The organism is Variovorax sp. GW821-FHT10B04 (assembly GCF_059415645.1).
In genome coordinates this window covers 425,402-439,757 of sequence record NZ_JBWKNQ010000002.1, presented here as the reverse complement: position 1 = coordinate 439,757, position 14,356 = coordinate 425,402, and the positions used below count along the sequence as shown (strand labels likewise).

General features: G+C 68.2%; 11 protein-coding genes. 8 read left to right on the top strand and 3 right to left on the bottom strand.

The features are described 5' to 3' along the window. Positions 1–94: 94 nt before the first annotated feature. Positions 95–265 (bottom strand): hypothetical protein, encoded by a 171-nt coding sequence (locus AC07PZ_RS07140; protein ID WP_495294351.1) that lies wholly within the window; start codon positions 263–265, stop codon positions 95–97. On the opposite strand from AC07PZ_RS07140, the gene mltA reads away from it, so the two are divergent. The 7 genes from mltA (at position 264) to otnI (ending at position 8,415) form a co-directional block, all read left to right on the top strand. Continuing rightward, entirely contained in the window at positions 264–1,409 is a 1,146-nt protein-coding gene (gene mltA, locus AC07PZ_RS07135) for a murein transglycosylase A (RefSeq protein ID WP_495294350.1), read from the top strand. The two genes, AC07PZ_RS07140 and mltA, sit on opposite strands and share 2 nt — an antisense overlap. A 199-nt stretch (positions 1,410–1,608) precedes the next feature. Next, the gene (locus AC07PZ_RS07130) at positions 1,609–3,615 is read left to right on the top strand and encodes a PhoX family protein (RefSeq protein ID WP_495294349.1); all 2,007 of its coding nucleotides are present in this window, start codon (positions 1,609–1,611) and stop codon (positions 3,613–3,615) included. A 114-nt stretch (positions 3,616–3,729) separates the two neighbouring features. After that, complete coding sequence (locus AC07PZ_RS07125; RefSeq protein WP_495294348.1) at positions 3,730–4,515, top strand: FadR/GntR family transcriptional regulator; 786 nt, start codon at positions 3,730–3,732, stop codon at positions 4,513–4,515. A gap of 171 nt (positions 4,516–4,686) precedes the next feature. Beyond that, positions 4,687–5,586: an L-threonate dehydrogenase gene (ltnD, locus tag AC07PZ_RS07120; RefSeq protein WP_495294347.1), complete on the top strand. Its 900-nt coding sequence runs from the start codon at positions 4,687–4,689 to the stop codon at positions 5,584–5,586. Positions 5,587–5,645: 59 nt separating this feature from the next. Next, entirely contained in the window at positions 5,646–6,929 is a 1,284-nt protein-coding gene (otnK, locus tag AC07PZ_RS07115) for a 3-oxo-tetronate kinase (RefSeq protein ID WP_495294556.1), read from the top strand. Beyond that, positions 6,926–7,594, top strand: a complete 669-nt coding sequence (locus AC07PZ_RS07110; RefSeq protein ID WP_495294346.1) for a class II aldolase/adducin family protein — start codon at positions 6,926–6,928, stop codon at positions 7,592–7,594. The genes otnK and AC07PZ_RS07110 overlap by 4 nt, the downstream gene beginning before the upstream one ends. Positions 7,595–7,614: 20 nt before the next feature. After that, positions 7,615–8,415, top strand: a complete 801-nt coding sequence (gene otnI / locus AC07PZ_RS07105) for a 2-oxo-tetronate isomerase (protein ID WP_495294345.1) — start codon at positions 7,615–7,617, stop codon at positions 8,413–8,415. 10 nt (positions 8,416–8,425) lie between these two features. Here the strand turns inward: otnI and AC07PZ_RS07100 are convergent, their stop codons facing one another. Together AC07PZ_RS07100 and AC07PZ_RS07095 are read right to left on the bottom strand one after the other, a co-directional pair. Continuing rightward, entirely contained in the window at positions 8,426–10,048 is a 1,623-nt protein-coding gene (locus AC07PZ_RS07100) for an MFS transporter (RefSeq protein WP_495294344.1), read from the bottom strand. A gap of 11 nt (positions 10,049–10,059) precedes the next feature. Further along, positions 10,060–10,557 carry an Lrp/AsnC family transcriptional regulator gene (locus tag AC07PZ_RS07095; RefSeq protein ID WP_495294343.1) on the bottom strand — a complete coding sequence of 166 codons (498 nt, stop codon included), beginning with the start codon at positions 10,555–10,557 and terminating at the stop codon, positions 10,060–10,062. 183 nt (positions 10,558–10,740) lie between these two features. Here AC07PZ_RS07095 and AC07PZ_RS07090 point away from each other — a divergent pair, with 183 nt between their 5' ends. Next, a complete protein-coding gene (locus AC07PZ_RS07090) occupies positions 10,741–14,355 on the top strand; it encodes an indolepyruvate ferredoxin oxidoreductase family protein (protein WP_495294342.1) in 3,615 nt (1,204 codons plus the stop codon). The last annotated feature ends 1 nt before the right edge of the window (position 14,356 follow it).

Below are 14,356 nucleotides of genomic sequence, written 5' to 3'. Positions count from 1 at the left end.
CCGCCAGGGCGTCACCGAGTGCTATCGATTCAGGAGCAGGCCACCGCCTCCCCACAGCAGGACAAGCGCTTGGCCGACAGCGGACGCGCAGGCATCACCTGCGCGGCGTACGGTCTTTGTCGGAAGTGCGGGCACGCGAAGGCGCGTCGTCGGTCTCCGGTGCATCGTCGATCTCGCCGCGGCGGCGGCCCGAGAACATGGTCCACCACACGATGAGCACGAGCGCCGCGAGGGCGGCAAAGGCTTCAAGCAAAATCAGACCCATGAACAAAGCACTCCGGTGGCTGGTGGCGCTTGCGATCGTAGCAACGCTGGCCGCCTGCTCGACGGGGCCTCGCGCTCCCGAGACACAGACCACCCCGCTCTCTGCGCCCGCAGCCAGCATTCCCGTCGCACCCGGGCCGTTGACCGGTTCGCTCACCCACCCGAAGAGCCGCTGGACGCCCGTGTCCTGGGCCGAACTCCCCGGCTTCGCGGACGACCCCCTGCATGAGGGCTGGATCGCGATGATCGCCAACTGCGCACGGCCCAACGCCGCCTTTGCGCCGCTGTGCCAGGAAGTGCGCCAGCTTGCCATCGCGGATGGCGACATGCAGCGCCAGTGGATGGTGGATCGCCTGCAGCCCTACCGCGTCGAGTCCCTGACCGGCCAGAGCGACGGCCAGCTCACCAGCTACTACGAACCGATCTACGAGGCTTCCCGCCGACCCAGCGCCCAGTTCAATGTGCCGCTCTATGCGCCGCCCGACGGACTGGTACCGCGGCGCCCGTGGTTCACCCGCCAGCAGATCGAGACGCTGCCCGAAGCGCAGGCCGCCCTGCGCGGTCGCGAGATCGCGTGGATGGCCGATCCGGTCGACGCCATGATGCTGCACATCCAGGGCTCCGGCCGGCTGCAGATGACCGAGGCCGACGGCACCCGGCACCTGGTGCGCGTGGCCTTTGCCGGGACCAACGACCAGCCCTATCGAAGCATCCAGCAATGGCTGATCAGCCAGGGCTTTCCGCGCGTCAGCCGCTGGCCGGACGACACCAAGGCCTGGGTCGCGCAGAACCCGCAGCGCGTCCAGCAACTGATGTGGAGCAACCCGCGCTACGTGTTCTTCCGCGAAGAGGCGCTCAGCGATCTCGATGCGGCCTTCGGTCCGCGCGGCGCGCAGGGCGTCCCGCTCACGGCGGGCCGTTCGATCGCGGTCGACCGCGAGAGCATTCCCTACGGCACGCCGGTCTGGCTCGCATCGCCGGGGCCGACCGTGCTGCTGCAGAAGCTCGTGGTCGCACAGGACACCGGCAGCGCGATCCTGGGTGCGGTGCGCGCCGACTACTTCGCGGGCACCGGCATCGACGCGGGCCGCGTCGCCGCCACGGTGAACCAGCCGCTCCGGATGTGGGCACTCTGGCCGAAATGAGCGCCTGAGGGCGCGGCCGGCAAGCGGCGCAAGGGCCGCAAAAAAAGAGGCGCAAGGGACGCCGCAACGGCGCACGCGGTGTGGCGCCGCTGCCGCACGCGTCACAGGATCGTCATCGACGGTCCCTATGGTTCGGAACCTGACCGGATGCTGACTTCTATCGGCGTCCGGAAACAACCCCACGTTCTGGAAAAACCACATGTCCGATTTCGTTGCTCACGATGCATCGCGCCGCCGCGCGCTCAAGCTTTTCAGCGCTCCCCTGTTGCCCCTCGGCGGCGTCGCGCTGCTGACCGCCTGTGGCGGCGGCAATGACAGCGTGTCCGCGCCCGCCCCGGCACCGGCACCGGCGCCCGCTCCGGCCCCTGCACCGGCACCCGCACCTGCCGTGCCGAACTACGTGTCGACGACCTTCTCCAGCATGGCCGCACCCGACCTGAGCAACCTGGCCGCCATGGCAACCACCACCGTCAACTCGACGATGCGCGTGAGCTACGACGACGGCAGCGTCCAGGAATACAAGCTGGCCTACCAGCCGTACTTCATGACCGGCGACATGGTGCCCAACGGCAGCGGCGGCACGATCCTGGCCGGCGGCTACGTCGACATCAACAACAAGCCGATCATCGATGCGTCGGTCGTCGGCAAGGAGCGCCAGTTCTTCTCGGACTGCCCGGACGGCTCGTCGCTGATCCACCTCGACAACGCATCGGTCAGCGGTGTCACCGGCAAGCCCGTGTTCGCGGTCGTCCAGTTCGAATACGCGACGAAGAACCTCGCAGGCACCAGCACCTACGGCACGCTGCCGTCGCCGATCGCCGTGCTCACCCTCGACCAGAACCAGAGCACCGGCAAGCTGTCGCTGGTGAAGTACCACAACGTCGACATGTCGAGCGCACACGGCCTGTGGATCACCTGCGGCGCCAGCCTGTCGCCGTGGAACACCCACCTGTCGAGCGAAGAGTACGAACCCGACGCCTTCACCGCCTCGACCAACACGCAGTTCAAGGCCTACAGCAAGAACGTGTTCGGCAGCGAGACCACCGCCAACCCGTACCACTACGGCCATCTGCCCGAGATCACCGTCAACCCGGACGGCACGGGCTCGGTGAAGAAGCACTATTGCCTGGGCCGCATCTCGCACGAGCTGATCCAGGTGATGCCCGACAACCGCACCGCGCTGATGGGCGACGACTACACGAACGGCGGCCTCTTCATGTTCGTGGCCGACAAGGAGAAGGACCTGTCCGCCGGCAGGCTATACGCAGCGCGCTACGACGACGTCCTGACCGAAACCTCGACCGCCAAGCTGACCTGGATCAAGCTCGGCCACGCGACCAGCGACGAGATTGAGGCGTTGGCCGACTCGCTCGTGCCGACCGACATCATGGACGTGGCCTACGCCGATCCGTCCGACGCGACGTACACCAAGATGTACTGCGACGGCAAGGCCAACTGGGTGCGCCTGAAGACCAAGAAGGAAAAGGCCGCGGCCTTCCTCGAGACCCATCGCTACGCCAACCTGAAGGGCGCCAGCATGGCCTTCACGAAGATGGAAGGCACGACGGTCAACGCCAAGGACAAGGTCGCCTACTCGGCCCTGGCCAACATCCAGGCCTCGATGATCACGGGCGACGCGAGCTGGGCGGCCAGCCGCAACGTGACCTTCTCGAAGACGGTCAAGGCCGGCGGCATCGTCGAGCACACGCTGACCGGCGGCCTGAAGGACAGCGAAGGCAATGCGATCAACAGCGACTGGGCACCGTCGCAGTCGCACATGCTGATGATGGGCACCGACCTCGTCACGGCGGACGCGCTGGGCAACACCTCCGACGCGAACAACATCGCCAGTGCAGACAACCTGAAGTTCTCGGAAAAGATGCGCACGCTGTTCATCGGCGAGGACAGCGGCAACCACGTCAACAACTTCCTGTGGGCCTACAACGTCGACACCAAGACGCTGTCGCGCGTCCTGTCGACGCCGGCCGGCGCCGAGTCGACCGGCCTGCACGCGGTCGACGAGATCAATGGCTGGACGTACATCATGAGCAACTTCCAGCATCCGGGCGACTGGAGCTCGCCGCTGCACAACGTGGTGAAGGGCCCTCTCGATCCGCTCATCAAGGCGAACTACAAGGACGCCTACGGCGCCTCGGTCGGCTACATCACCGGCGACCCGGTGCAGCCGAAGCTCACCAAGGCCTGATCGGCCTTTCGCCCGCCGCAGCCATCGCGGCGGGCACATGCTTTGCCATGCCCTCCGCGGCCCTCGCGGCCGCGAGGGCATGCGCTAGAGTCGTGCGATGACTTTCCGCATGGCATGACTGCACGCTTCCAGTCCCTCCTTCCCGGCGCGCGGTTGTCGGACCGCGTGGCCGACGCGCTCGAGGCCGAGATCCGCGCAGGCCGGCTCGCCACGGGCCTCAAGCTCCCCACCGAAGTCGCGCTCGCCGAGCAGTTCGGCGTCAGCCGCACCGTCGTGCGCGAGGCCGTGTCGCGCCTCAAGTCGCTCGGCCTGGTCGACTCGCGCCAGGGCAGCGGCATGTACGTGCGCGACGCGGGCTTCTCGCCGCTGAGCTTCGATGCCCGTTACGCGGGCTCGCTCTCGGCGGTCATCCAGATGGTCGAAGTGCGACGCGGCCTGGAGGCCGAGGTGGCCGCGCTGGCCGCGGAGCGCCGCAAGACGGCGGACGTGCGCCGCATCCGCCAGGCCATCGCCGTGCTCGCCAAGGCCGTGGCCGGGGGTGGCGACGGCGTCGCGGAAGACGTGGCCTTCCACCGCAGCATCGCCGATGCGGCACGCAACCCCTTCCTGCTCGACACGCTGCAGTACCTGAGCCAGTACCTCATGGGCGCGACACGCGTGACGCGTGCCAACGAGGCGCGGCGCATCGATTTCGCCGCGCAGGTCGCCGACGAGCACCGTGCCATCGTGGACGCCATCGAAGCGGGCGACCCGGCGCGCGCCCGGCTCGCGGCCGCCGGCCACATGGACAACGCGGTCCGGCGCATCAGGCTGGCCGATCCCGCGTTCTGGCAGCAGGAAGGCGAGGTGCTGGCGCGGCCACTGACAGGTCGATCCGGCAGGTCGCCCGCCGGACGCTGAGCGGCCGGCATCGCAACGCGCCGCGCCACGCCACGCCGCCAGGCCATTGAATTTGTATGACAACCTGATAAATTACGGCGGTTTCTTCGCGTATTTCCGCGTCTCTCGACACCCGTCCGGTGTCCGCGGCACGCAGGTCCGTCCACTTCCATCGAACAAGATCCATCTTCCATGACCTCCAAGAACGTCGGCGTGATCGGCCTCGGCGCCATGGGCCTCGGCATCGCCAAGACCCTGCGCCACAACGGTTTCAACGTGCACGTGTGCGACGTGCGCCCCGGCGCTGCCGAAGCCTTTGCCGCTGAAGGCGGCGTGGCCTGCGCCTCCCCGGCGGCGCTTGCCGCCAGTTGCCCGGTGCTGGTGTCGGTCGTGGTGAACGCGGCGCAGACCGAGGCGGTGCTGTTCGGCGACGACGGCGCCGCCACCGCGATGCCGGCCGGCAGCACCTTCGTGATGTGCTCGACGGTCGACCCGAACTGGTCGATCGCGCTCGAAGCCCGCCTGGCCGCGCTGGACGTGAACTACATCGACGCGCCGATCTCCGGCGGTGCCGCCAAGGCCGCGTCGGGCCAGATGACCATGATGACTTCGGCCCGGCCCGCCGCCTATGCCGCGGCCGGCGCCGTGCTCGACGCGATGGCCGGCAAGGTCTACCGCCTGGGCGACGGCGCGGGCGCCGGCAGCAAGGTGAAGATCATCAACCAGCTGCTGGCCGGCGTGCACATCGCGGCCGCCGCCGAAGCCATGGCGCTCGGCCTGCGCGAAGGCGTGGACGCCGCCGCTCTCTACGAGGTGATCACGCACAGTGCCGGCAACAGCTGGATGTTCGAAAACCGCATGGCGCACGTGCTGGCCGCCGACTACACGCCGCTGTCGGCCGTGGACATCTTCGTGAAGGACCTGGGCCTGGTGCTCGACACCGCGCGCGCCAGCAAATTCCCGCTGCCGCTGGCCTCGACCGCGCACCAGATGTTCATGCAGGCGTCGACCGCCGGCTTCGCCAAGGAAGACGACAGCGCCGTGATCAAGATCTTCCCGGGCATCACGCTGCCCGAAGGAAAGAAGGCGTGAGCGCGGTGCCGGGCAACCTGCAGCAAGCTCGCGCCGACGACGGAGCCGAAGGTGCGCCGGTGACCCGGCACGCGAGCCCGATCCGGCTCGGCTGCATCGCCGACGATTTCACCGGCGCGACCGACCTCGCCAACAACCTGGTGCGCGCGGGCATGCGCGTGGTGCAGACCATCGGCGTGCCGGCCGTGCCGCTCGCGGCCGACGTCGACGCGGTGGTCGTCGCGCTCAAGTCGCGCACCATTCCCGCGGCCGAAGCCATCGCGCAATCGCTCGAAGCGCTCGCCTGGCTGCAGGCGCAAGGCGCGCAGCAGATCTACTTCAAGTACTGCTCGACCTTCGACAGCACGGCCGCCGGCAACATCGGCCCGGTGACCGAGGCGCTGCTGGACGCGCTGGACAGCGACTTCACCATCGCCACGCCGGCCTTCCCGGACAACAAGCGCACGGTCTTCAAGGGCTATCTCTTCGTCGGCGACGTGCTGCTCGACGAGAGCGGCATGCAGAACCATCCGCTGACGCCCATGACCGATCCGAACCTGGTGCGCGTGCTGCAGGCGCAGTCGAAGCGCAAGGTCGGCCTGATCGACCACACGGTGGTGGCGCGCGGTGAACACGCCGTGCGCGAACGTATCGCCGAGCTGCGTGCCGACGGTACGGGCATTGCGATCGTCGACGCGGTGTCGAACGACGACCTGCTGCGCCTCGGCCCGGCGCTCGCGGCGATGCCGCTGGTGACGGCCGGCTCGGGCGTGGCGATCGGGCTGCCGGCCAACTTCGGCATCGCGCCGTCGTCGCAGGCCAGCGCACTGCCGGCGCCGGACGGCCTGCAGGCCGTGGTGTCGGGCAGCTGCTCGCTGGCGACCAACCGCCAGGTGCTGGACTTCATCCAGGCAGGCCGGCCCGCGATGGCGATCGACCCCTTGCGCATCGCGTCCGGCATCGACGTCGCGGCCGAGGTGCTGGCCTGGGCCGCGCCGCTGCTGGCCGACGGGCCGGTGCTCGTCTATTCGACAGCCGACACCGGCGCCGTGAAGTCGGTGCAGGGCCGGCTCGGCGTGGAGCAAGCCGGCGCCATGGTCGAGCGCACCATCGCGGCGATCGCGCGCGGCCTGGTGCAGCTTGGCGTGCGCCAACTGGTGGTTGCCGGTGGCGAGACGTCGGGCGCCTGCGTGCAGGCGCTGGGCGTCACGCAGATGCAGATCGGTCCGCAGATCGATCCCGGCGTGCCGTGGTGCCATGCGCCGTCCGGGGCGGCGGGTGGCGCCGGCGTGCACATCGCGTTGAAGTCGGGCAACTTCGGTGCCGACGACTTCTTCACCAAGGCCTTCGGGATGCTCGCATGACGGAAGACCAGGCGCGCGAAGAGATCTGCCGCGTCGGGCGCAGCCTGTTCGCGCGCGGCTACGTGCATGCGACGGCAGGCAACATCAGCGTGCGGCTCGACGACGGCTTCCTGATCACCCCGACCGACGCCTGCCTGGGCTTCCTCGACCCGGCCAAGCTCGCACGGCTCGATGCCGACGGCAAGCAGACCGGCGGCGACCGCGCGAGCAAGACGATCGCCCTGCACAGGCGCATCTACGCCGCAGCCGCGCCTTTCGATGCCGGCACACGCTGCGTGATCCACACGCACAGCACGCACTGCGTCGCGCTCACGCTGCAACCGCAGCCCCAGCGCGACGAGTTGCTGGCCGCGCTCACACCCTACTTCGTGATGAAGGTCGGGCGTGTGCCGGTCGTTCCGTACCACCGGCCGGGCGCGCCCGAGGCGGCGGAAGCGGTGGCCGAACGCATCGCGCACTACGGCAGCCGCGGCACGCCGATCCGCGCCGTCATGCTGAGCCGGCTCGGTCCCAACGTGTGGCACGACTCGCCCGCCGCGGCGATGGCCGTGCTCGAGGAGCTCGAGGAGACGGCGCGGCTGCGGCTGCTGGCCGCCTCGGAACCCTTGCCGCTGGGCGAGGAACAGATCGACGAACTGCGCCGCACCTTCGGTGCGCGCTGGTAACCACGTACCGGAGACGACCCATGCCCCGCTTTGCCGCCAACCTCTCGATGCTCTACCCGGAGCACGACTTTCTCGATCGCTTCGATGCCGCTGCCAGGGACGGCTTCAAGGGCGTCGAGTACCTGTTTCCCTACGCATTCCCCGCGGCGGAGATCGCCGCGCGCCTGAACGCCAACGGCCTGCAGCAGGTGCTGTTCAATGCGCCGCCCGGCAATTGGGACGGCGGCGAGCGCGGCCTGGCCTGCCTGCCCGGCCGGCAGAACGAATTCCGCGACAGCATCGCGAAGGCGCTGGACTATGCCGCGGCACTCGACTGCCCGCGCGTCCACCTGATGGCCGGCCTGGTGCCCGCGGGCGTGGCGCGCGAGGCCGCACAGGCCGTCTATGTCGAGAACCTTCGATGGGCCGCGGTCGAAGCTGCAAAGGTGCATGTCGACCTGCTGATCGAGCCCATCAACACGCGCGACATGCCCGGTTTCTTCCTGAACCGGCAGGACCATGCGCACGAGATCGTCCAGACCGTGGGCGCGCTCAACCTCAAGGTGCAGATGGACCTGTACCACTGCCAGATCGTCGAAGGCGACATCGCGATGAAGGTGCGCAAGTACCTTCCGACCGGCCGTGTCGGCCACCTGCAGATCGCCGGCGTGCCGATGCGCCACGAGCCCGACCTGGGCGAGCTGAACCATCCCTATCTGTTCGAGGTGATCGACGAAGTGTCGGCCGCATGCGGCTGGGACGGCTGGATCGGCTGCGAGTACCGGCCGGCGCGCGGCGCGGTCCCGAACGGCACCTCGGACGGACTGGGCTGGATGCGCTGACGGGCGCCGATCAGCGCTGCACGATGTAGCGCGTGACCTTCGGCGCGCCTTCGCCGACGTGAAAGGCCAGCCGCCGCTCGCGCAGCGCGAGGTCGGCCGCGGTCGCACGGTGGAAGCGCCGCAGGTGGTCGGTCCATGACTCGTCGACGATCTGCTCGACGTAGCGCGACGGCTCCGCGATGTCGTGCAGCAGCTCCCAGCCGATCGCACCCTCGCTGAGACGCGTGCGGCGCGTCTGGTGCATCACCAGGTGGAAGGCGGCGGCGCGCGCCGGGTCGATGACGTACTCGACCGTGATCACCAGTCGCCCTTCTCCGGGCGCCGAATGGACCGGCGCATCGGCCCAGCCGGGCCGCGCGGGACTCACGTCGTCGTCGATGCCGCCGTCGACCACGTAGCGGATCGCCAGCCACATCGACGAGGTGCCGGTGACGGCGGCGATCAGCAACGCCATCTGCATCGAACTCAGCGTCGCGATCTGGCCCCACAGCGCCGCGCCGACGGCGCTCGCGCCCATGATCGACATCTGGAACATCGACATGCCGCGCGCGCGCACCCAGTCCGGCAGCGCCAGTTGCGCCGACACCGACAGCGAATTGGCGACCGTGATCCAGGCCGCGCCGCCGAGGAACATCGCGGGCACGGCGACCCAGGCGTTCGGTGCCACGGCCATCACCGCCGTGGCCGCGGATTGCAGCAGCATGCCGCGCAGCACGAGCTGGTCGCGCACGTAGGCCTGGCGCAGCCGCGGCAGGAACAGCACCGCGATGATCGCGCCCGAACCCATCGCGGCCAGCAGCAGCGTGAAGGTACCGGCGCCGCCGTTCTCCAGGCCGCGCGCCAGCAGAGGCAGCAACGCCAGCAGCGCGGTCGAATGCAGGAAGAAGATCGACACGCGCAACAGCACCGCGCGCATGCGCTGCGACTGCCGCACGAACTGCACGCCGACGCGCATCGCGCTCACCAGCCGCTCGCGGCCCAGCGGATTGGGTGTGTGTTCGCGGCGCCATCGCAGCACGATGAAGCCGGAGATCACCGACATCACCGCATTCAGGATGAAGACCCACAGCGTGCCGGCGCTCGCGATCAGGAAGCCCGCGACGAGCGGACCGATGATGCGCGACGCATTCATCGAGATGCCGTTGAGCCCGAGCGCGGCGGGCAGCTGCGCGCGCGGCACCAGCTCGGGCACGATGGCCGCGAACACCGGCCAGCGCAGCGCGAGGCCGATGCCGTTCAGGAAGGTCAGCGCCAGCAGCAGCGGCGCGTTCATCCAGTCGAGCGCGACGGCCACGCACAGCACGATCGCCACCGCGGCGAGCCAGAACTGCGTGACCACCAGCCAGCGCCGCCGGTCCAGGATGTCGGCCAGCGCACCGCTCGGCAAGCCGAGCAGGAACACCGGCAAGGTCGACGCCGACTGCACCAGCGCCACCCAGATCGGCGTGGTGGTCAGCGAGGTCATCATCCACGCCGCGGCCACATCGTTCATCCACATGCAGATGTTCGCGATCAGCCAGGTGGTCCACAGCATGCGGAACACGGGCAATTTCAGCGGGGTCAGGGCGCCGATGCGGACCGGCTCGGCGCGCTTCGGGGGGATGGGTGATTCGTCGGGGGAAATCGGTGGCATTGGCCCGATTGTCACGTGGTGCCGCGCGTGCCCTTGCCAGCCAGATGCCCCAGCGGCAGCGAATGGCTCGCCTTCACCTCGCCCAGCGAGAAGCTGGTGTGCAGGTCCTTCACGTTCGGCAGATGCATGAGGCTGTTCAGCGCGAAGCGCGAGAACGCGTCCAGGTCCTGCGCCACCACCTGCAGCTCGAACATGCCGGTGCCGCTGATGTAGTGGCAGGCGATCACCTCGGGCAGCTTGCGGATCGCCTCCTCGATCTTGCCGGTGACCTCGCTGTTGGCACGCTCGGTGTCGAGGCGCACGAAGGCGAGCACACCGAGGCCGATCTTGCGGCGGTCGATCTCGGCGTAGTAGCCCTTGATGAAGCCCGACTCCTCCAGCGCGCGCACGCGCCGCCAGCAGGGCGCCGCCGACAGGCCGACGCGCTGCGCGAGCTCGGCGTTGGTGAGGCGGCCGTCGGCCTGAAGTTCTTTCAGGATGGCGAGATCGAACTTATCAAGGCTTTCCATGGATCGCCATTTTAAGAAAGGATCTTCCAGAACGATCGGTTTACAGGGCAAAGAACGCAAACACCTGTCGGGAACGCAGACATACACTTTGCGAGCAACATGGGCTTCGCGCCCGACCCGGGCACAGACCCACCACCCAGCTCATCGGCCCACGAGGCCAGCCAGGCAAGGAGACAGACAGACATGAATGCGCCACTTCCAGAGCACATCCGCAAGGCCCTCGAAACGGTCACGCTCGACGACAAATACTCCCTCGACTACGGTCGCGCCTTCATGTCGGGCGTCCAGGCCCTCGTGAAGCTGCCGATGCTGCAGCGGCTGCGGGACCAGCAGAATGGCCGCAACACCGCCGGCTTCATCAGCGGCTACCGCGGCTCCCCGCTCGGCGGCTACGACCAGGCGCTCTGGAAGGCCAGCAAGTACCTGAAGGCGCAGAACATCGTGTTCCAGCCGGGTGTGAACGAGGAACTGGCGGCCACCGCGCTATGGGGCACGCAGCAACTCGGCTTCTCGCCCAAGGGCACCAACAAGTTCGATGGCGTGTTCGGCATCTGGTATGGCAAAGGTCCGGGCGTCGACCGCTGTTCCGACGTCTTCAAGCACGCCAACATGGCGGGCACCACCGAATTCGGCGGCGTGATCGCGGTGGCCGGCGACGACCACATCTCCAAGAGCTCGACCGCCGCGCACCAGAGCGACCACATCTTCAAGGCCTGTGGCACGCCGGTTTTCTTTCCGGCCAACGTGCAGGAAATCCTGGACCTCGGCATCCACGCCTTCGCGATGAGCCGCTTCTCCGGCGTGTGGTCGGGCATGAAGACGATCCAGGAGATCGTCGAGTCCAGCGCCACCACGATGATCGACCCCGAACGCGTCGACATCGTCATCCCCACCGACTTCGAGATGCCGCCCGGCGGCCTGCACATCCGCTGGCCCGACCATGCGCTCGAGCAGGAAGCGCGGCTGATGCACTACAAGTGGTACGCCGCGCTCGCCTACATCCGCGCGAACCGGCTGAACTACAACGTCATCGAAGGCGACCACGACCGCTTCGGCATCATGGCCAGCGGCAAGGCATTCAACGACACGCGCCAGGCGCTGATCGACCTCGGCCTCGACGATGCGGCCTGCCGTCAGTTGGGCATCCGGCTGCACAAGGTCGGCGTGGTCTGGCCGCTCGAAGCGCAGCTGACGCGCGAGTTCGCCACCGGCCTGCAAGAGATTTTGGTGGTCGAGGAGAAACGCCAGGTCATCGAATACCAGCTGAAGGAAGAGCTCTACAACTGGCGCTCCGACGTGCGGCCCAACGTGGTCGGCAAGTTCGATGAAGGCCCGGTCACGAACGCCGACGGCTATGCCGGCGGCGAATGGTCGATGCCCAACCCGACCTCGCACACGCTGCTGCGCGCCAACGCCGACCTGAACCCGGCGCTGATCGCCAAGGCGATCGCGGCACGGCTGAAGAAGATCGGCCTGTTCGACCAGATCGGCGCCGACATGCGCGCGCGCATCGACGCGCAGCTCGCCATCCTCGAGGCCAAGGAGCGCTCGATGGAGGTCATCAAGCTCGGCGGCGTCCAGGGCGCCGACCGGCAGCCCTGGTTCTGCTCGGGCTGCCCGCACAACACCAGCACCGTCGTCCCCGAAGGTTCGCGCGCCATGGGCGGCATCGGTTGCCACTTCATGGCGACGTGGATGGACCGCAGCACGATCGGCTTCACGCAGATGGGCGGCGAGGGCGTGCCGTGGATGGGCCAGCAGCCCTTCACGACCGACCAGCACATCTTCGCGAACCTCGGCGACGGCACCTACTTCCACAGCGGCCTGCTCGCGATCCGCCAAAGCATCGCGGCCGGTGTGAACATCACCTACAAGATCCTCTACAACGACGCGGTCGCGATGACCGGCGGCCAGACCGTGGGCGAGCGTCCCGAAGGCCACTCGGTCCTGCAGATCGCGCAGAGCCTGCAGGCCGAAGGTGCCGTGAAGGTCGTGATCGTCACCGACGAGCCCGAGAAGTACCAGGGCGTGAAGGTGGCCGGCGACCCGGAGGTCAAGCACCGCGACCTGCTCGACGAGATCCAGCGCGAGTTCCGGGAGATCAAGGGCACGACGGCCATCATCTACGACCAGACCTGCGCGACCGAGAAGCGCCGCCGCCGCAAGCGCGGCACCGCCGTCGACCCGGCCAAGCGCGTGGTGATCAACGAGCTGGTCTGCGAAGGCTGCGGCGACTGCAGCGTGAAGAGCAACTGCCTGTCGGTGGAACCGCTCGAGACCGAATTCGGCCGCAAGCGCACCATCAACCAGAGCACCTGCAACAAGGACATGAGCTGCCTCAAGGGCTTCTGCCCGAGCTTCGTCACGGTCGAGGGCGGCGCGCTCAAGAAGAAGGCGAAGAACAAGGCCAACTCGCCGTTCGCTTCCTCCGAATGGGGCGCGATGCCGGAGCCCGCCGTGCCGCAACTGGCGCGCGACCAGGTCTGGGGCGTGGTGGTCGCCGGCGTCGGCGGCACGGGCGTCATCACGATCGGCCAGCTGCTCGGCATGGCTGCACACATCGAAGGCAAGGGCATCGTCACGCAGGACGCCGCCGGCCTCGCGCAGAAGGGCGGCGCGACCTGGAGCCATGCGCTGATCGGCGAATCGCAGGACGCGATCCGCACCACGCGCGTCGGCACCGCGGCGGCCGACCTGATCCTCGCGGCCGACCCGCTGGTCGCGGTGAACGCCGAGACGCTGGCGCGCATGCGCGAAGGCCGCACGCACGTCGCGCTCAACAGCCACAGCACGCCGACCGCGGCCTTCGTGCGCAACGCCAACTGGCAGAACCCGCAGGACGACTGCGCCAGCCAGATCGTGCGGCTCGTCGGTGCGGACGGCCTCGGCAGCTTCGACGCCGACGCGGCCGCGACCTCGCTGATGGGCGACAGCCTCTATGCCAACCCGATGCTGCTGGGCTACGCCTGGCAGAAGGGCTGGCTGCCGCTCGAATACGCGTCGCTGATGCGCGCGATCGAGCTCAACGACGTCGCGATCGACAACAACAAGACGGCTTTCGAATGGGGCCGCCGCGCAGCGCACGAGCTCGCGTCGGTGCTGAAGCTGGTGTCGCCGGGCCAGGTGATCGAGTTCAAGAAGCGCGAGACGGTCGAGAGCCTCGTGAAGCGCCGCGTCGACTTCCTCACGAGCTACCAGAACGCCGCCTATGCGGCGCAGTACGAGGCCTTCGTCGCCCAGGTGCAGAAGGCCGAGACGGCCGCGGTCGGCAAGACCACGCTGACCGAATCGGTGGCGCGCTACCTGTTCAAGCTGATGGCCTACAAGGACGAATACGAGGTTGCGCGCCTGCACACCGACCGCAGCTTCCTCGACCGCGTGAACGGCATGTTCGAGGGCGACTTCAAGCTCAACTACCACCTCGCGCCACCGATGATCGCGAAGAAGAACGCCAAGGGCGAACTGCAGAAACAGAAGTTCGGCCCTGCGATGCTGACCGGCTTCAAGGTGCTGGCGAAGCTCAAGGGACTGCGCGGCACCGCCTTCGACGTGTTCGGCCGCACCGAAGAACGCAGGACGGAGCGCGCGCTGATCGGCGAATACCGCGCGAGCGTCGAAGAGGTGATCCGCGGCCTGACCGCGGCGAACCACGACACCGCGCTGGAGATCGCGAAGCTGCCCGAGCAGATCCGCGGCTACGGTCACGTGAAGGAACGCAATCTGGTGGCGGCCCGCCAGCGCTGGGCCGATTTGATGGCCAAGTGGCGGGCGCCCGTGGCGGAACGCGCCGCGGCCTGAA